The sequence below is a fragment of the Rhodovarius crocodyli genome (assembly GCF_004005855.1).
GTDB classification, from domain to species: domain Bacteria; phylum Pseudomonadota; class Alphaproteobacteria; order Acetobacterales; family Acetobacteraceae; genus Rhodovarius; species Rhodovarius crocodyli.
Window position 1 is genome coordinate 1,006,066 of the sequence record NZ_SACL01000001.1, and the last position, 16,643, is coordinate 1,022,708.

A 16,643-nucleotide genomic window follows, 5' to 3' on the forward strand; every position below is an offset into this window, starting at 1 on the left:
TTCCACTACGGGAACCAGGCCGGACCCCGCCCCAGGTTGCGCGCGGCCCATGCTCCGGAACATCCATCAGCGATGCATCTCTCCGAACTCAAGGCCAAGAGCCCGCCCGACCTTCTCGCCTTCGCCGAGGAAGTGGGTGTCGAGAACGCCTCCACCCTGCGCAAGCAGGACATTCTCTTCGCCATCCTCAAGGTGCTGGCCGACAACGACCAGGCCATCTACGGCGAAGGCACGCTGGAAATCCTGTCGGACGGCTTCGGCTATCTCCGCAGCCCGCAGGCGAACTTCCTGCCCGGCCCCGATGACATCTACGTCTCCCCCGCCCAGGTGCGCCGCTTCGGCCTGCGCACGGGCGATACGGTCGAAGGCCAGATCCGGGCGCCGAAGGATGGCGAGCGCTACTTCGCCATGCTCAAGGTCAACCACGTCAACTTCGAGCCCCCCGAAGCGCTGCGCAGCCGCATCAACTTCGACAACCTCACGCCGCTGTATCCCACCCGCCGCCTCCAGATGGAGAACCCGGAGCTGGAGAGCGTGGGCAAGGGCCCGACCAAGGACTACACCCACCGCGTGATCGACCTGGTGGCGCCGATCGGCATGGGCCAGCGCGCCCTGATCGTGGCGCCGCCGCGCACCGGTAAGACGGTGATGCTGCAGAACATCGCCAAGTCCATCACGGCCAACAACCCGGACGTGTTCCTCATGGTGCTGCTCATTGACGAGCGCCCGGAGGAAGTGACCGACATGGCCCGCACCGTGCGCGGTGAGGTGGTGGCCAGCACCTTCGACGAGCCCGCGACCCGCCACGTCCAGGTGACGGAAATGGTGCTGGAGAAGGCCAAGCGCCTGGTCGAGCACAAGCGCGACGTGGTGATCCTGCTGGACAGCATCACGCGCCTGGGCCGTGCCTACAACTCCGTCGTGCCGTCCTCGGGCAAGGTGCTGACCGGTGGTGTGGACGCCAACGCCCTGCAGCGCCCCAAGCGCTTCTTCGGCGCGGCCCGCAACATCGAGGAAGGCGGCAGCCTGACCATCATCGCGACCGCCCTGATCGACACCGGCAGCCGCATGGACGAGGTGATCTTCGAAGAGTTCAAGGGCACGGGTAACAGCGAGCTGGTCCTCGACCGCAAGCTGTCGGACAAGCGCGTGTTCCCCGCGATCGACATCACCAAGTCCGGCACCCGCAAGGAGGAGCTGCTGGTGGATCGCGGCACGCTGTCCAAGATGTGGGTGCTGCGCCGTATCCTGAACCCGATGGGCACGCAGGACGCGATGGAATTCCTGGTCGACAAGCTGAAGTACAGCAAGACCAACCAGGACTTCTTCGATGCCATGAACACCTGATCGGGGCAGCGCCCCGATCCCGCGTCGGGGGCCATGCCCCCGGCGTTTCTAGTCCAGCCTGATATTCGCGGCCCTGACCACGGGGGTCCAACGCTCATATTCCTGCCGCACGAAGGTGTCGGTGCCGGCGGGGTCGGTCCAGATCGCCTCGCTGGCGATATCGACCAGGCGGCGCTTCACGGCATCGCTTTCCAGCGCTTCCTTGATGGCATCGGACACGGCGGTCAGCACCGGGCGGGGCGTGCCGCGCGGCACGAAGGCGCCGGTCCAGCTGCGCACGGCATAGTTCTCCACCCCCTGTTCCGTCACCGTCGGCAGGTCCGGCCGCAGGGCCACGCGGTTCTGCGTGCAGACCGCGAGGATGCGCACCCGGCCGGATGCCGCGGGCGGCGCCACGGTGGGCAGATTCATGAAGCACAGCAGCACATTGCCCGCGATCAGGTCCGTGATGGCCGGCCCGCCGCCGCGATAGGGCACATGCGTCATCTCCAGCCCCGTGCGCATGCGGAACAGCTCACCCGCCAGGTGGTTGGAGGTGCCGACGCCCGAGGAGCCATAGGACACGCCGCGGTCCTGCGTGCGGATCCAGGCGATCAGCTCCTGGATGTTGTTGGCGGGGACGGAGGGATGGACGGCCACCACATTGGGCACGTCCGTCAGCATCGAGATGCCGTCGAAGGCCTCCCGCGCGTCATAGGGCTGCTCATGCGAGGCGAGCGGGTGGAACAGGTGGTTGGAGGCGGAGGAGATGAGCATGGTCAGCCCGTCCGGCCGGGCGCGGGCCACCATGGTCATGCCGACGGAGCCGCCGCCGCCCGCCCGGTTCTCCACCACGAAGGGCTGGCGGAACTTGGCTTCCAGCGTGGGGGTCAGCATGCGCGCCACCACGTCGTTCGACCCGCCGGCGGCATAGGGCACGATCATGGTCACGGCGCGGCCGGGCCAGGCGGGGGCTTGGGCATATGCCGGGGCGGCCAATGCGGCTGCCGGCGCGGCCAGAAAGGCGCGACGGGTGCTCATTCGGATGTTTCCTCGGTATGAATCTGTGCAGTTCCATGCCCGATATCGCGGTTTCTTGCCAGCGGCGTTTGGCATGACGCGCCCGTGAGGCTAATAGATCGTTGCGGGTAGGCTGGAGGCTGACTGGAATGGCGCGCGCGATGGTGACCAAGATGGGCGTGCTGGCGGGCCTGGGCCTGCTGACAGCCTGCGGCAATCCGCAGACGACGGGCATCGTGGCCATCGGGCCGGACACTTTCGCCGTGGAGACGCGCGGCCGTGACCTGTCCACCGCCGTGGAACGCGGCCTGACCGAGGCCACCAGCTTCTGCGCCGCGCAGAGCAAGCAGACCGAGCTGCTGGGCACCCGCATCAACCCGTCCAACTACCAGGTGGCCTTCCGCTGCACGGGCGCGGGCTTCGCGAACAATCCCTCCGGCGGTGTGCTGGGCCGGGTGCCGGCGGGCTATGCCGGGCGCCAGGCGCCCGCAGGCTATGCGACGCGCCAATCCGCGCTGGGCAGCGTGCCGGTCAGCAACCCGCTGCCGGGTGGCTACAGCAATGCGCCCGTCCTGTCGGGCCAGGCCTTCCGCCAGGCGCCGCCGCCCCCGGGCCCGCTGGACCTGGGCACGGTGGGCAGCGTGCCCGCGCGCACGGCCAATGTGCCGGGCAACCCCTTCGCGGCGCCGGCCGCCGCCCCTGCCGCGGGTGGGCTGAACCTGCCGCCGGCCTCCTCGATCCTGGGTGGGGGTGCGCCCGTGGCCGCGGCCCCCGCGGTTCCGGCTGGCTTCCAGCCTTTGAGCAGCCCGCTGGCCAGCGCGCCGGCCGCGCCCGCCTATCAGGCGCCGCGCTTCGCGCCGGCGCCCAGCGCCGCCCCCCTGCCGCCGATGCCGGCCGCCGGTGGTGCCTCTGTTCCGTCTGGTGGCTTCGCGCCGCTGACCAGCCCGCCACCGGGCGCCGCCGCGCCGGCCGCCGCCCCCAGCGGCTTCCAGCCCCTGCCGGGCGCGCGCAGCGCGCTGCAGCCCGTGGCCTCGCCCAACCGGGGCGCCGCGAGCGTGCCGGCGGCACCGACCGGCTTCCAGCCGCTGCCGCCGCCGCCGGTCCTTCAGTAAGGCTTACTTGAACAGGCTGAGCAGCAGCTGCGGCGACTGGTTGGCGATGCCCAGCGCCTGGCTGCCCAGCTGCTGACGGATCTGCAGCGCCTGCAGGCGCGCGGATTCCTTGGCCAGATCGGCGTCGATCAGTGACCCAAGGCCGCTTTCCTGCGCGTCCAGGATGTCCTTGTTGTAGCTGATCTGGTTCTCGATGTAGTTCGAGTAGCTGCCGAAGCTGTTCAGCTGCGTCAGCGTGTTGGTGATGGCCGTGCTCAGCGCGCCGCTGGTGGTCAGCGCCGCCGCCGCCCCACCCGTGGTGTAGGTGTTGGCGTCCGAGACGCCGTTGTACACGTTGGTCACGGCGCTGTAGCCGCTGAAGGTGTAGTAGCCGCCCTGGCCGTTGCTCACGACCTTCACGCCCAGCGCCGCCGGGTCATTCAGCACGTTCAGCCCGTTGTAGCTGGCATCGGTGATGAAGGACTTGATGTTGTTCGTCAGCTCCTTCACCTGCGCCTGATATTGGGTGCGCTGTTCGGAGGTGATCGCGCCGTCGGCCAGCTTGATCGTGATCTCCTTCAGCTTGTTCAGCGAGGTGGACACGTTCTCCAGCGCGGAGTTGCTGACCTCCAGCAGGCCCTTCACGCCGCCCAGCTGCTGGTTGGCGGAGGTTGTGGCGGCCATGTCGCCGCGGATGCGCTCCGCCACCGCGAAGGCGGCGCCGTCATCCTTCGCGTCGGCGACGCGATAGCCGGTGGAGATGCGCTTCTGGACGGACGACAACTCATCGTTGGTCCGGTTCAGCGATTGAAGCGCCACCATGGCGCCCATATTGGTGTTGATCGAGTTCAACGGCATGGGCTTTTCCCAGGGCAGGCCCGACGGGCGACGAGCCCCGCGTGATGCGGGGCCGCGTGCCAACCGGACAGGTTGACGAATGGCCGCCCGGGACATCCTGCCGGGCAGGCAGAGTGTGAGTCGCGCCGGGTAAACGAAACCTTTCGGCCCCAGGATAAAATCGCCCCACTGGACGAAGGGCCGTGCCCCATGCAGCCTTGCGCAATCGGTTGCTCACCGCGCCGCCAAGGAGGAAACCCATGATCGAGATCCAGAACCCCAGCGCCATCGCCGAATGGGTGGGCAAGAAGCTGGGCACCAGCGAATGGTTCACCGTGGACCAGAAGACCATCGACCTGTTCGCCGAGGCGACGGGCGACCACCAGTGGATCCACATCGACGTGGAGCGCGCGGCGAAGGAAATGCCGGGCGGCAAGACCATCGCGCATGGCTACCTGACCGTCTCCCTGCTGCCGCGCCTGACGCCCAGCATCTATCGCGTCGTGAACCGCAGCCGCTCCATCAACTACGGCAGCAACAAGGTGCGCTTCACCTCGCCGGTGCCGGCCGGCAGCCGGGTGCGGCTGCACCTGACCATCGCGGGGGTGGAACCCATCAAGGGCGGCGTGCGGGTGACGATGACCAATGAGATGGAGCTGGAAGGCGCGGACCGGCCTTGCCTGGTCGCGGAGACGATGGCGCTGGTGTATGATTGAGTATTAATCTTCTTTTTCTGAAGAAAAAGAAGCAAATAGACTTTTCGGGTTTGGCGCGCCCTGGCCCCAGGCGCGCGCCAGACTCACAGAATTTTTTTGGTTCTTTTTTCCAAAAAAGAACATTTACCTGGCGAAGATCATTCCCACGATCCCGCCCGCCAGCAACATCCACAGCGGGTTCCGGTTGCTGCGCCACACGAACACCGCCATCGCCACCGTGATCAGCGGCGCGGCCCAGAAGGTGAAGGCGGCGTCGCCCAGGATGTAGCCGCTGGCCAGCATCAGCCCCAGCGCCACCGGCACCAGCCCGGCCTGGGCCGGCTTGATCCACCAGGCGTTCTTCAGCCGGTCGATGGCACCGCCCACCGCGAAGGCGATGCAGGCGGCCGGGCCCAGGATGCCCACGGTGGCCGCCAGCATGCCCATGAAGCCGCCCAGATGCATGCCCAGCACGCTGGCCGACAGGATGTTCGGGCCAGGCGCGGCCTGGGCCAGCGCATACAGCTGGCTGAAGGTCTGGTCGTCCATCCAATGCAGGCTGTCCACCAGCAGGCGGTGCATCTCGGGCGACAGGGCATTGGCACCGCCGACCGCCAGGATCGAGAGCAGCGCGAATTGCAGCAGGATATCGAGCGGTGTCGGGCTCATGCCGCCTTCCTCTTCTTCCAGCCGCGATAGAGCGACAGCGCCAGCGTGACCGGCGTGCAGAACAGGATGATCCAGCCCAGCGGCACCCGCGCCCAGGCGGCCAGCAGGCAGATGACGCCCACGGCCACCAGCTGCTCGACCGGCAGGGTCAGCTTCGAGAGCGACTTCAGCGCGGAACCCACCGCGAGCCCGGCGGCGGCGGCGGCCACCCCCTTCATGAAGGCGTCCAGCCAGGGGTTCTGGCCGTATTCCATCCAGAGCGCGACCAGGCCCAGCACGATGAACAGCGGCAGCAGGATGAAGCCGCCCATGGCTGCGACGGAGCCCATCAGCCCCCGGCATTGCCGGCCGTAGATCACGGCGAAATTGCCCACATTCGGGCCGGGCAGCACCTGGCCCAGGCCCAGCAGCTCGGCGTATTCACGCTCGGTCAGCCATTTGCGCTGGTCCACCAGCACCGACCGCGCGAAGGCGACAGCGCCCCCGAAGGCCAGTCCGCCGATCTGCAGGAAAGCCAGGAACAGCTCCCCTGTCGTCGGCACATGTCGTTCCGTCATGGCGCCCCCACCCCAACTATCTGCGCGCCCTGCCGATCCGCGCCGATGGCGGGGGCAGGACGCTATTCCCGGGGCGCGGCCGCACGCCCCAGCCGGTCATTGATCGCGACCCCGAGCCCGGTCTCGGGGATGGGCTGCACCGCGATGCCCTTGCAGCCCAGGCGGGTGCCTTCCTCGTCCAGCCGGCGCAGCCCGGCGAACAGCCGTGCCGCGGCCTCACGCAGGTCGCCCGCGGGGGAAAGGTTCCATACAAGTGCCGCGCCGGGAAGCGGGGGGCCGAAAGCCAGCAGCGCCTCATCGGGGCCGACCTGCGCGGCATTCAGGCGCACCGGCAGGCCGGGCGCGTAGTGCGACAGCATCATGCCCGGGCTGCGCAGGGTCGGCTCGGGTGCGGCGGCGATGGGCAGGGCGGTGCCGATCGGGCCGATCACGGCCTCTATCTGCTCACGCGTGATGCCGCCGGGGCGCAGCAGCGCGGCCCCGCCCGAGGACAGGTCCAGCACGCTGCTTTCCACCCCCACCGTGCAGTCGCCGCCATCCAGCACGGCGGCGATGCGGCCGGAGAGTTCCTCCAGCACATGCGCGACGGCGGTGGGGCTGACCCGGCCGGAGCGGTTGGCCGAGGGGCCCGCCACCGGGCGCCCGGTTTCGCGCAGCAGCGCCTGCGTCAGCGGATGGGCGGGCACGCGCACGGCCAGCGTATCCAGCCCCGCGCCGGCCAGCAGCGCCACCGGGCATTCGGGGCGGCGGCGCAGCACCATGGTCAGCGGGCCGGGCCAGAAGGCGGCGGCCAGTTTCCGGGCGCGCTCATCGGCCACCACATGGGCGAAGGCGGCCTCGGCATCCGGGTAATGGCAGATCAGCGGGTTGAAATGCGGGCGGCCCTTGGCGTCGAAAATGCCGGCCACCGCGTGGTCGTTGGTGGCGTCCCCGCCCAGCCCGTAGACCGTCTCGCTGGGGAAGGCGACGAGCTGGCCGTCGCGCAGCAGGCGGGCGGCCTCCGCCACATCGGTCAGCAGCGCGGTCATCGGCCCCAGCCGATGAAGCCCGCATTCAGATAGCCGGGCTTGCCGTAGCGCATGGGCGCGCCGTCCAGCGTGGTGACGCGGCCGCCGGCGGCCTCCAGCACCGCCTGGCCGGCCGCCGTGTCCCATTCCATGGTCGGGCCGGGGCGGGGGGCCAGGTCATAGGCGCCCTCTGCCACGCGGGCGAATTTCATGGCGGAGCCCATGGGGCGGGTTTCCGCCACCTTGGTGCCGCCCAGCATTTTCGCCAGCGCCTCGGGCTTCGCGTGGCTGCGGCTGTCCAGCACGTGCAGGCCCTCGGGCGGGGCGGGGCGGGTGCTGATGGGGTGGCGGCCGGTGCTGGTTTCCTTCCAGGCCGCGCGCTCGGGCACCAGCCCGCCGAACAGTTCCCCGGTCACGGGCAGGTAGAGGACGCCCAGCAGCGGGGTGTCGCCCCGCACCAGCCCGATGCAGACGCAGAACTCGTCCCGGCCCTTGGCGAATTCCTTGGTGCCGTCCAGCGGGTCCACCAGCCAGAACAGCGGCGCGGGTTCCGGGCAGATGCCGTCGGCCGCCGCTTCCTCGGCCACGATGGGGATGCCGGTGGGCAGCAGCCCCTCGGTGATCAGGGCCTCCGCGATCGTGTCGGCCACGGTCACGGGGCTGGCATCGGGCTTGTGGGTCACGGAAAAACCCTGCGCGCGCACGCCCATGATGGCGTGTCCGGCCTGTCGGGCCAGGGTGCCGGCCAGTTCCAGCAGGGCGTGGGCGTTTTCCATGCCTCCTTCGTTGCGCCAAGCCGTGCGGGCGCGCAAGGGTAGGCAGCGCCGCAAACCGGCCTATTCTCAGTCTGTAACGGCAACAGCATGGATCAACCGATGCTCGACATCTCCTTCGTGAAGCCTGCCTTGCCCAAGGCGGGCGCGATCGTGGCGCTGCTGCCCGAGGGCGCGGAGCCCGCCGGCCTGCTGAAGGCGCTGGACGAGGCCTCGGGCGGCAATGTGGCCCGCGCGCTGGATGCGGCGGGCTTCAAGGGCCGCAAGGGCCAGTCCGCCACCATCTGGGCGCCCGTGCCGGGCGTGACCAAGCTGCTGGCCATCGGGCTCGGCGCGCTCGACAAGCTGACGCCGGAACAGGCCGAGGCCGCCGGCGGCAATGCCTGGCCCGCCATCAGCGGTGAAGCCGCCGCGCTGCTGGCGACCGACGCGCTGGAGGCCCCGGTGGCCGTGCGCGCCGCCATGGGCGCGCTGCTGCGCAGCTATCGCTTCGACAAGTACCGCACCACCGAGAAGCCCGAGGACAAGCCGAAGCTGGCCAAGCTGTCGGTCGCGGTGGCCAACGCCACGGCGGCGAAGAACGCCTTCGCCCCCTTCCGCGCCGTGGCCGAGGGCGTGTTCCTGACCCGCGACCTGGTGTCCGAGCCGCCCAACGTGCTGAACCCGGTCGAGATGGCCGAACGCTGCAAGGTGCTGGAAAAGCTGGGCGTCACCGTCCAGATCCTGGGCCCGAAGGAGATGAAGAAGCTGGGCATGGGCGCGCTGCTGGGCGTGGCCCAGGGCAGCGCGGTCGAGGCCCGGCTGGTGGCCATGCGCTGGAAGGGCGTGACCCCCAAGAAGGGCGACAAGCCCATCTGCTTCATCGGCAAGGGCGTGACCTTCGACACCGGCGGCATCTCCATCAAGCCCGCCGGCGGCATGGAGGACATGAAGTGGGACATGGGCGGCGCCGGCACCGTGATCGGGCTGATGGCGGCCCTGGCCGGCCGCAAGGCCAAGGCCGACGTGGTGGGCCTGGTCGGCCTGGTCGAGAACATGCCGAGCGGCACCGCGCAGCGCCCCGGTGACGTGGTGACCAGCGCGTCCGGCCAGACCATCGAGGTGATCAACACCGACGCCGAGGGCCGCCTGGTTCTGGCGGACGTCATCCACTACGCGATCACGCAGTTCGATCCGAAGTGGATGGTGGACCTCGCGACGCTGACGGGTGCCATCATCATCGCGCTGGGCCATGAGCATGCGGGCCTTTTCAGCAACGATGACGAGCTGGCCGCGCAGCTGCTGGAAGCGGGCAAGACCACGGGCGAGGCCTGCTGGCGCATGCCGCTGGGCGATGCCTATGACAAGCAGCTGAAGTCCGACATCGCGGACATGAAGAATGTCGGCGGGCGGCCGGGCGGGTCCATCACCGCCGCGCAGTTCATCCAGCGCTTCGTGCAGGGCCGCCCCTGGGCGCATCTGGACATCGCCGGCACCGCGTGGGCGGGCAAGGATACGGCGACGACGCCCAAGGGCGCCACGGCCTATGGCGTGCGGTTGCTCGACCGCCTGGTGGCCGACCATTACGAAGGCTGACGCCTTCCTGCCCGTCTCGGTGCGCTTCGCCACCGAGACGGAGCATTTCTCCGCCCGCGCCGGGGTGGGAATGCAGGATGGCTTCGACGGGCTGGGGCAGACCATCGCCCTCGACCCCGCCCAAGGGGACGAGGAGATGGGCGCGCGCGCCTGGGCGAAGCTGGCCGAGCCCTCACGCGGGTTGGAGATCGACGCGCGCGAATGGCCCGACATGGCGGCGGCCAGCATCGCGGCCGGGGTGGCCCTGCGCGCCTGGCGCATGCCCAAGGCGGCACCCCCGCCGCGCAAGCCGCAGCTGCTGGTGTTGTGCCGGGACCCGGATGCGGCGAACCGCCACTGGCCGCGCCTGGCGGCCGCGGTGGCCGGCAATCTGTTCGCGCGCTGGCTGGTGGCGGAGCCCGCCAACCGACTGACCCCCGCCACCTTCGTGGACAGGCTGCGCAGCCTGTCGGAGCATGGCCTTGCCGTGTCCGTGCTGGGGCCGGAGGAGCTGGAGCGCCGGGGCTATGGCGCCATTTCCGCCGTGGGGCGCGCGGCCCCCACCGGCCCCTATCTGGTCACGCTGGAGTGGAAGCGCGCGGGCGCCCCGCTGGCCTTCGTCGGCAAGGGGCTGTGCTTCGACAATGGCGGCATCTCCATCAAGCCCGCCGCCGGCATGGAGGCGATGCGTGCCGACATGGCCGGTGCCGCCGCCTGTGCCGGGGCCATGCTGTCGCTCGCGCTGCGCGATGCCGAGGGCGCGGCGGTAGCCGTGCTGGGCGTGGCCGAGAACGCGATCGGCGCCGATGCCTATCGCCCCGGCGATGTGCTGAAGACCGCCAGCGGCCGCACGGTCGAGATCATCGACACCGACGCCGAGGGCCGGCTGGTGCTGGCCGATGCGCTGCATCACGCCATCACCCATCACGCCCCGCGCGCCGTGATCGACATCGCGACCCTGACCGGCAGCATCGTGACGGCGCTGGGCCATCACCGCGCCGGGCTGTTCGGCAATGACGAGGCGCTGCGCGACCGCCTGATGGCCGGCGCCATGGCCGTGCGCGAGCCGCTGTGGCCCATGCCGATCGGTGAGGCACATCGTCGGGACATCGACAGCGACATCGCGGACCTGAAGCAATGCGCGCCGGCCGGCAAGCTGCTGGCCGATGCCTGCCACGCGGCGGCATTCCTGCGGGAATTCGTGGGCAGCACGCCCTGGGCGCATCTGGATATCGCGGGGGTTGAGACGGCGGAGGAAGATACGGCCCTGGCTGCGAAAGGTGTGCCGACCGGGTTTGGGGTGCGGTTGTTTGATGGGTTAGTTTAGGGTATCTTCTTTTTCTGTAGAAAAAGAAGCAAAAAGACTTTTATCTGTTTAATAATAAGAAGTTTATGGGTTCTTTCTTATAGAAAAGAATATCCTGTTTTTCTATCTCGCACCCGCGAACCCACTTCCCGCCACGAGCTTTCGCCGCTGGCCCTTGCTGTGCAACAAAGGGAATGACCCTCGCGCCTCTGGCGCAACTTGCATGCAAGGCACTCATTCCATGGACGACACCCGCAACAACCCCGTGCCTGATACCCGCACCGCGCGCGTGACCGCCGAGGAAGCGCTCGCCATGCATGCAGAAGGCCGGCCGGGCAAGCTCGAGATCCGCCTGACCAAGCCGCTGATCACGGCGCGCGACCTGTCGCTGGCCTATTCCCCCGGCGTGGCGGAGCCCTGCCTGCGCATCGCGGAAAACCCGGCGCTCGCCTACGACTACACGTCCAAGGGGAATTTCGTCGCCGTCATCTCCAACGGCACGGCCGTGCTGGGGCTGGGCAATCTGGGCGCGCTGGCGTCGAAGCCCGTGATGGAAGGCAAGGTCGCGCTGTTCAAGCGCTTCGCTGATGTGGACGGCATCGACCTGTGCGTGTCCACCGAGGACGCGGACGAGTTCATCAACGCGGTGAAGTACCTGGGCCCCACCTTCGGCGGCATCAACCTGGAGGACATCAAGGCCCCCGAGTGCTTCGTGATCGAGCAGCGCCTGCGGGAGATCATGGACATCCCGGTGTTCCATGACGACCAGCACGGCACCGCCATCGTCGCCGCCGCCGGCCTGATCAACGCCTGCCACCTGACAGGGCGCAAGCTGTCCGAAACGCGCCTGGTCATCAACGGCGCGGGTGCCGCCGCCATCGCCTGCGCGGAACTCGTGAAGGCCATGGGCATGAAGCCCGAGCACGTGACCCTGTGCGACACCAAGGGCGTCGTCTATCGCGGCCGGACGGAGGGCATGAACCAGTGGAAGTCGGGCCATGCCGTCTCCACCGCCGCGCGCACGCTGAGCGACGCGCTGGAGGGGGCCGATGTGTTCTTCGGCCTGTCGGTGAAGGGCGCGCTGACACCGGCCATGATGCAGCGCATGGCGCCGAACCCGATCATCTTCGCGATGGCCAACCCGGACCCGGAGATCACCCCGGAGGAAGCCCGCGCCATCCGCCCGGATGCGATCGTGGCCACCGGCCGCAGCGACTATCCGAACCAGGTGAACAACGTCCTGGGCTTTCCGTTCATCTTCCGCGGCGCGCTGGATGTGCGCGCGCGCACCATCAACGATGCGATGAAGGTGGCCGCCGCTGAATCGCTCGCGCAGTTGGCGCGCGAGGAAGTGCCCGAGGAAGTGGCGCGTTCCGGCACCGGGCGGCGCCTGGCCTTCGGCCCGGAATACATCATCCCCAACGCCTTCGACCCGCGCCTGATTTCCCGCGTGCCCGTTGCTGTCGCGAAGGCCGCGATGGAAAGCGGCGTGGCGCAGAAGCCCATCGCGGACCTCGCGCGCTATTCCCGCGAGCTGACGCTGCGCCTGGATGCGGCCGCCAATGCGCTGGAGACCATCCATGAGGCCGTGCGCGCCAACCCGCGCCGCGTGGTCTTCGCCGAGGGCGAGGAGGAGCGGATCATCCGCGCCGCCATCGCCTATGCCAATGCGGGCCTGGGCACCGCCGTGCTGGTGGGGCGCGAGGACCGGATCGCGGCGGTGGTCTCCGCACTCGGCATCGGCCTGCCGCCGGGGGTGGAGATCATCAACGCCCGGCTTTCCGGCAACACCACGCGCTATGCCGAATGGCTGTATGCCAAGCGCCAGCGCGAGGGCTTCCTGTTCCGCGACATCCAGCGCCTGGTGAACCAGGACCGCAACGTGTTCGCCGCCTGCATGGTCGGCACCGGCGATGTGGACGCGCTGGTGACGGGTGAGACGCGCAGCTTCTCGGTCGCGCTGGAAGGCGTGCGCATGGCCATCGAGCCCGCGCCGGGCAAGGTGCTGTTCGGGCTGACCATGATGGTGGCGCGGCGTTCCGGCACGGTGCTGGTGGCCGACACCGCCATTCACGAGCGCCCGGATGCCGCGACCCTGGCGCAGATCGCGCGCGATGCCGCCAGCGCCGCGCGCCGCATGGGGCTGACGCCGCGCGTGGCCTTCCTGTCCTTCTCCACCTTCGGTGACCCGAAGGGCAGCATTCCCGGCAGCGTGCGCGATGCCGTGAAGCTGCTGGACCAGGAGCAGCCGGACTTCGAGTATGACGGCGAGATGGCGGCCGACGTGGCGCTGAACCCCGCGCTGCGCGGGGCGCTGTACCCGTTCTGCCGCCTGACGGGCCCCGCCAATGTGCTGGTGATGCCGGGCCTGCACGCCGCCCATATCCTGACCAAGGCGGTGCCGCACCTGACCAGCGCCACCACCATCGGGCCCATCCTGATGGGGCTGGAGAAGCCGGCGCAGATCGTGCCCATGCAGCTGGGTGTCAGCCAGCTGCTGGATATGGCGAGCCTGGCGGCCTACCAGTCGCTGTAAGGCATCAGGGGGCCACGCCCCCTGCCCGCAGCCGGTTCAACAGGGCGGCGCTGACCACGCGGTTCCGCCCGCCCTGCTTGGCCGCGTACAGCGCCTCATCCGCGTCGCGGATGGTCTGTTCCAGGCCGTGCGATCCGCGCGGCAGCTCCGCCACGCCGAAGCTGGCGGTGATGACGGGCAGCCCCTCGTGCTGGACGGACAGGCGGCGGCGCAGCTCGTCCAGGCGCTCATACGCGCCGCCGATGTCGCAGTCGGGCAGCAGCAGCAGGAACTCCTCGCCGCCATGGCGGCAGCAGATGTCCCCCCGGCGCAGCCCCGCCGTCAGCACGCCCGCCGCGCGGCGCAGCACGGCATCGCCCACGGCATGGCCCAGCCGGTCGTTCACCTGCTTGAAGTGGTCGATGTCCAGCAGCGCCACGCACAGATCCGCGCCGCGCCGTTCCAGCTGCCGCAGCAGGGTGGGCGTCACCTCCTGCAGGAAGCGGCGGTTGTAGAGGCCTGTCAGGCTGTCGCGCAGGGCCTCGGCGTGCAGTTTCTCGCGCAGGGTGATGTTGGCCAGCGCCAGGGCCGCGCCGTCGGCCAGGGCCTCCGCGGTGCGGCGTTGCAGCTGGGTGGCGGGGCCCGGCGGCTGGGCGGCGGGCAGGGCGAAGCGCAGCATGCCGAACAGCTCTCCGCCGGCGGCCACCGGCACGCACAGCGTGTCGCCATGGCAGCCCACACCCTCGCAGCCGATGCCGGAGCCGTTGGCCGCCCCCCAGCAATGCAGCGCATCCAGCAGCACGGGCCCTTCGGGCGAGCCTTCCCAGGAGACGGCGCGCTCCAGCCAGTCGGGCGTCTCACCGGGCTTGAGGTACAGGCTGCCGGGCACGCCGGCCATCAGCTGGGCGGCGGTGTCGGCCACCACCCGCTGGACGTCGGCGCGGGTCTGCGCGGCCTGCAGCGCCTGGTTCATCCGCAGCAGGGCCGAGAGTTCCTCGGACCGCGCGGCCAGCGCGTCCTCCTGCCGGCGGGCGCGGGCCACGGCGCGCAGCACCAGCACCCAGGCGATGGCGATGCCGAGCCCGGCCAGCACCGAGGAGCCGAGCACCAGCGCCAGCACCCCATCCTGCAGGGGGCGCAGCCGGGCCATCTCGGCCTGCTGGCGGTGGCGCCGGTCCTCCACATAGTCCTCGATGGCGTGCTGGGCGCGGGCGGGGACGGTCGCCGCCTCGTCACGCAGGGGCCAGGCCGGGGCGCCGCCGGGCCGGCGCAGCGCCTCTGCCGCATCGCGCAGGGTGGCGACGAGCAGATCGGGCGCCCCGGGGCCCGCGAAGGCGCGCAGGCGCTCCAGGCTGGCCTGGCCCGGGGGTGATTCGATTTCGGCGAAGGCGAGCTGGAAGTGGCGCAGCCCGTCCGTCTGGCCCAGCAGCACATAGGCGTTGAGGCCGTTTTCCGCCTGCAGCAGATGGCGGCGCAGGTTGCTGGCCTGGGCGCGTTCCTTGTCCAGCGCCTGGGCCTCGGCCTCCAGCTGGGTCATGCGCAGATGGCCCAGGACGGCGCCGGCGGAGCCCAGCGTGCCGAGCCCCATGATGGCCGCCATCAGCAGGGGCGGCAGTCGGGATTGGCCGAGGCGCTTCACGAGGCCGGGCTGGGCAGGGCCGCCACCGCGCGGGGCGTGGGGCGCCGGTCGCTGGCATAGGCGGTGGCGGCGAAATCGCGGATGCGGCGTTCGACCTGGGCGAAGGCCAGGCGTTCGCGCGCCGTCAGCGTGGCGTCGGGCGTTTCGGTGCGGTTGCGCAGCCAGCGCGCGACCATGCCCGCGCCCCGGCGATGGGCGGCGGCCATCAGCCCGGCCTCGGTCAGCGGGACGGCCTCGCCATCCGTGCCGGTCACGCTGGTGCCGGCGCGGGCCAGGCTGCCGTTGCGGTCCAGCGCATTGTCCACCCGGCGCAGATAGGCGCCCATGGCGGCCTCCTGCGCGGCGGGGTTGGCCAGGAAGTCATCCTCGGACCGCACGCCCTGGGCCTCGGCCAGTGAGGTCCAGCCGCCGGCGCTGTTGCGCCAGCCGATGTCCTGCAGGCTGCTGGGCAGGAACTGATAGCGGCCGAGGGCGCCCGAGGTGGCGTTGCGCAGGCCATAGCCGCCATTCGCGGCGCGGGTGCTGCCTTCGGCCTGGGCGATCAGCGCGCGGAAGCCGGCATTGCTGGTGCCGCGCCAGGGCTGGGCGGCATCGGTGCGCGCGGCTTGGGCGGCCGCGGCGCGCTGGCCGACCAGCGCCGCGAATTGCTGCCCCTGCGCGGCGGCCCGGCGGGCGGGCTGCGGGGCGGGGCTGGCGGAAGATCCGCCGATGGACAGGGGGCTGCTCACGCCATCCCTGTCGCATCGGTGGGTTAGCGGCGGCTTAACGCCGTTACTGCGCGGCCTCGGCCACCTTCTTCTGGGCGCCGTAGATTTCCGGCATCGTCTTGATGTCGTGCAGGCGCAGGCCCTCGATCGCGCGCAGGCGGGCGTCATGCGTGCCGTCGGCGTGGAAGGCGTGCTCGACCCAGCCGACCAGCTTGTTGCCCATCGTCTCCTGGAAGCCGTCGCCCACCACGAAGCCGGTGGAGGGGCCCCAGACCTGGCGGATGCCGTCCACCTGGCGGTCGCGCCACTGGTGGATGTGGCCGCTGATGACCAGCGCGGGCAGCGCGCCGCGGAACAGGCCCAGCAGATGCGCGCGCAGTTCCGGCAGCACCGGCCAGTAGTTGATGGCCGTGTCGTCCAGCCGCTGCTCGGCCATCGGCTTGTGCTGGATCATGGCGATGCGCCGCGCGCCGGCATCGCGGATGCCGCGCTCGATCGTCTCCCACTGGGTACCGAGCGACAGGCTCTGCGTGTCCAGGCCGATCAGGCGCCAGCCGGGGATGTCATGCACCCAGGCGGAGGGGCCGGCGAGGCGGTTCCAGCGCGCGATGCGCTCCGCATTCACGGGCTGCTTGCCGCCGAGGACCGCCTCGTCACCCACATCATGGTTGCCGGGGATGCTGAGCCACTCCACGCCGATCTCGGCATGGGCGGCGACACCGTGGGCCAGGTCCTCATCGCTGTCGGCACCGTCCAGCGACAGGTCGCCGGTGGCCAGCAGCAGGTCGGGCTTCATGTCGCGCACCGACTGCTGGGCCAGGGCGAAATTCTCGTTGAAATAGGGCCGGGTGGGGGAGAGGTGGGCGTCGCTGATCTGGGCGATGCGGACGGTCATGGGTGGCTCCTTTGCCTTCTTTTTCTGAAGAAAAAGAAGCAAAAAGACTTTT

Annotated in this window: 15 protein-coding genes; 6 read left to right on the top strand and 9 right to left on the bottom strand. The window is 70.0% G+C overall.

The window, feature by feature from the left end:
* Positions 1-72 precede the first annotated feature (72 nt).
* Positions 73-1,347, top strand: a complete 1,275-nt coding sequence (rho, locus tag EOD42_RS04820; protein WP_127786310.1) for a transcription termination factor Rho — start codon at positions 73-75, stop codon at positions 1,345-1,347.
* A gap of 48 nt (positions 1,348-1,395) precedes the next feature.
* Here rho and EOD42_RS04825 read toward each other — a convergent pair whose 3' ends face one another.
* Complete coding sequence (locus EOD42_RS04825; protein ID WP_164867786.1) at positions 1,396-2,367, bottom strand: Bug family tripartite tricarboxylate transporter substrate binding protein; 972 nt, start codon at positions 2,365-2,367, stop codon at positions 1,396-1,398.
* Between the two features lie 128 nt (positions 2,368-2,495).
* On the opposite strand from EOD42_RS04825, the gene EOD42_RS04830 reads away from it, so the two are divergent.
* Complete coding sequence (locus EOD42_RS04830; protein WP_127786312.1) at positions 2,496-3,458, top strand: hypothetical protein; 963 nt, start codon at positions 2,496-2,498, stop codon at positions 3,456-3,458.
* A gap of 3 nt (positions 3,459-3,461) precedes the next feature.
* Here EOD42_RS04830 and EOD42_RS04835 read toward each other — a convergent pair whose 3' ends face one another.
* Positions 3,462-4,295: a flagellin gene (locus tag EOD42_RS04835; protein ID WP_164867787.1), complete on the bottom strand. Its 834-nt coding sequence runs from the start codon at positions 4,293-4,295 to the stop codon at positions 3,462-3,464.
* A gap of 239 nt (positions 4,296-4,534) precedes the next feature.
* On the opposite strand from EOD42_RS04835, the gene EOD42_RS04840 reads away from it, so the two are divergent.
* Complete coding sequence (locus EOD42_RS04840) at positions 4,535-4,990, top strand: MaoC family dehydratase (protein ID WP_127786314.1); 456 nt, start codon at positions 4,535-4,537, stop codon at positions 4,988-4,990.
* 123 nt (positions 4,991-5,113) lie between these two features.
* On the opposite strand, the gene EOD42_RS04845 is transcribed toward EOD42_RS04840, so the two are convergent.
* The 4 genes from EOD42_RS04845 to EOD42_RS04860 all read right to left on the bottom strand — a co-directional run bounded on the left by EOD42_RS04845 (position 5,114) and on the right by EOD42_RS04860 (position 7,978).
* A complete protein-coding gene (locus EOD42_RS04845; protein ID WP_127786315.1) occupies positions 5,114-5,638 on the bottom strand; it encodes a chromate transporter in 525 nt (174 codons plus the stop codon).
* Positions 5,635-6,195: a chromate transporter gene (locus EOD42_RS04850; RefSeq protein ID WP_127786316.1), complete on the bottom strand. Its 561-nt coding sequence runs from the start codon at positions 6,193-6,195 to the stop codon at positions 5,635-5,637. The genes EOD42_RS04845 and EOD42_RS04850 overlap by 4 nt, the downstream gene beginning before the upstream one ends.
* 62 nt (positions 6,196-6,257) lie before the next feature.
* Positions 6,258-7,223 (bottom strand): L-threonylcarbamoyladenylate synthase, encoded by a 966-nt coding sequence (locus EOD42_RS04855; protein WP_127786317.1) that lies wholly within the window; start codon positions 7,221-7,223, stop codon positions 6,258-6,260.
* Entirely contained in the window at positions 7,220-7,978 is a 759-nt protein-coding gene (locus EOD42_RS04860) for a 3'(2'),5'-bisphosphate nucleotidase CysQ family protein (RefSeq protein ID WP_127786318.1), read from the bottom strand. The genes EOD42_RS04855 and EOD42_RS04860 overlap by 4 nt, the downstream gene beginning before the upstream one ends.
* A 99-nt stretch (positions 7,979-8,077) precedes the next feature.
* Here EOD42_RS04860 and EOD42_RS04865 point away from each other — a divergent pair, with 99 nt between their 5' ends.
* The 3 genes from EOD42_RS04865 (at position 8,078) to EOD42_RS04875 (ending at position 13,371) form a co-directional block, all read left to right on the top strand.
* Complete coding sequence (locus tag EOD42_RS04865) at positions 8,078-9,550, top strand: leucyl aminopeptidase (protein ID WP_127786319.1); 1,473 nt, start codon at positions 8,078-8,080, stop codon at positions 9,548-9,550.
* On the top strand, positions 9,501-10,856 hold the full coding sequence (locus EOD42_RS04870; RefSeq protein ID WP_127786320.1) for a leucyl aminopeptidase family protein: 1,356 nt from the start codon (positions 9,501-9,503) through the stop codon (positions 10,854-10,856). The genes EOD42_RS04865 and EOD42_RS04870 overlap by 50 nt, the downstream gene beginning before the upstream one ends.
* 220 nt (positions 10,857-11,076) lie before the next feature.
* A complete protein-coding gene (locus tag EOD42_RS04875; protein WP_127786321.1) occupies positions 11,077-13,371 on the top strand; it encodes an NADP-dependent malic enzyme in 2,295 nt (764 codons plus the stop codon).
* A gap of 4 nt (positions 13,372-13,375) precedes the next feature.
* On the opposite strand, the gene EOD42_RS04880 is transcribed toward EOD42_RS04875, so the two are convergent.
* The 3 genes from EOD42_RS04880 to EOD42_RS04890 are packed head-to-tail and all read right to left on the bottom strand — an operon-like array spanning position 13,376 to position 16,591.
* Positions 13,376-14,989 carry a GGDEF domain-containing protein gene (locus EOD42_RS04880; protein WP_127786322.1) on the bottom strand — a complete coding sequence of 538 codons (1,614 nt, stop codon included), beginning with the start codon at positions 14,987-14,989 and terminating at the stop codon, positions 13,376-13,378.
* The gene (locus tag EOD42_RS04885; protein ID WP_127786323.1) at positions 14,986-15,717 is read right to left on the bottom strand and encodes a hypothetical protein; all 732 of its coding nucleotides are present in this window, start codon (positions 15,715-15,717) and stop codon (positions 14,986-14,988) included. The genes EOD42_RS04880 and EOD42_RS04885 overlap by 4 nt, the downstream gene beginning before the upstream one ends.
* Positions 15,718-15,760: 43 nt before the next feature.
* Entirely contained in the window at positions 15,761-16,591 is an 831-nt protein-coding gene (locus EOD42_RS04890) for a metallophosphoesterase family protein (RefSeq protein ID WP_127786324.1), read from the bottom strand.
* Positions 16,592-16,643 lie beyond the last annotated feature (52 nt).

What these genes read in the sequence shown, in the direction of transcription:
- EOD42_RS04890 (WP_127786324.1), bottom strand. Translation starts at nt 16,591, where the DNA reads ATGACCGTCCGCATCGCCCAGATCAGCGACGCCCACCTCTCCCCCACC.
- EOD42_RS04855 (WP_127786317.1), bottom strand. Translation starts at nt 7,223, where the DNA reads ATGACCGCGCTGCTGACCGATGTGGCGGAGGCCGCCCGCCTGCTGCGC.
- EOD42_RS04860 (WP_127786318.1), bottom strand. Translation starts at nt 7,978, where the DNA reads ATGGAAAACGCCCACGCCCTGCTGGAACTGGCCGGCACCCTGGCCCGA.
- EOD42_RS04870 (WP_127786320.1), top strand. Translation starts at nt 9,501, where the DNA reads ATGGCGTGCGGTTGCTCGACCGCCTGGTGGCCGACCATTACGAAGGCT.
- EOD42_RS04840 (WP_127786314.1), top strand. Translation starts at nt 4,535, where the DNA reads ATGATCGAGATCCAGAACCCCAGCGCCATCGCCGAATGGGTGGGCAAG.
- EOD42_RS04825 (WP_164867786.1), bottom strand. Translation starts at nt 2,367, where the DNA reads ATGAGCACCCGTCGCGCCTTTCTGGCCGCGCCGGCAGCCGCATTGGCC.
- EOD42_RS04835 (WP_164867787.1), bottom strand. Translation starts at nt 4,295, where the DNA reads ATGCCGTTGAACTCGATCAACACCAATATGGGCGCCATGGTGGCGCTT.
- EOD42_RS04865 (WP_127786319.1), top strand. Translation starts at nt 8,078, where the DNA reads ATGCTCGACATCTCCTTCGTGAAGCCTGCCTTGCCCAAGGCGGGCGCG.
- EOD42_RS04875 (WP_127786321.1), top strand. Translation starts at nt 11,077, where the DNA reads ATGGACGACACCCGCAACAACCCCGTGCCTGATACCCGCACCGCGCGC.
- rho (WP_127786310.1), top strand. Translation starts at nt 73, where the DNA reads ATGCATCTCTCCGAACTCAAGGCCAAGAGCCCGCCCGACCTTCTCGCC.
- EOD42_RS04830 (WP_127786312.1), top strand. Translation starts at nt 2,496, where the DNA reads ATGGCGCGCGCGATGGTGACCAAGATGGGCGTGCTGGCGGGCCTGGGC.
- EOD42_RS04845 (WP_127786315.1), bottom strand. Translation starts at nt 5,638, where the DNA reads ATGAGCCCGACACCGCTCGATATCCTGCTGCAATTCGCGCTGCTCTCG.
- EOD42_RS04850 (WP_127786316.1), bottom strand. Translation starts at nt 6,195, where the DNA reads ATGACGGAACGACATGTGCCGACGACAGGGGAGCTGTTCCTGGCTTTC.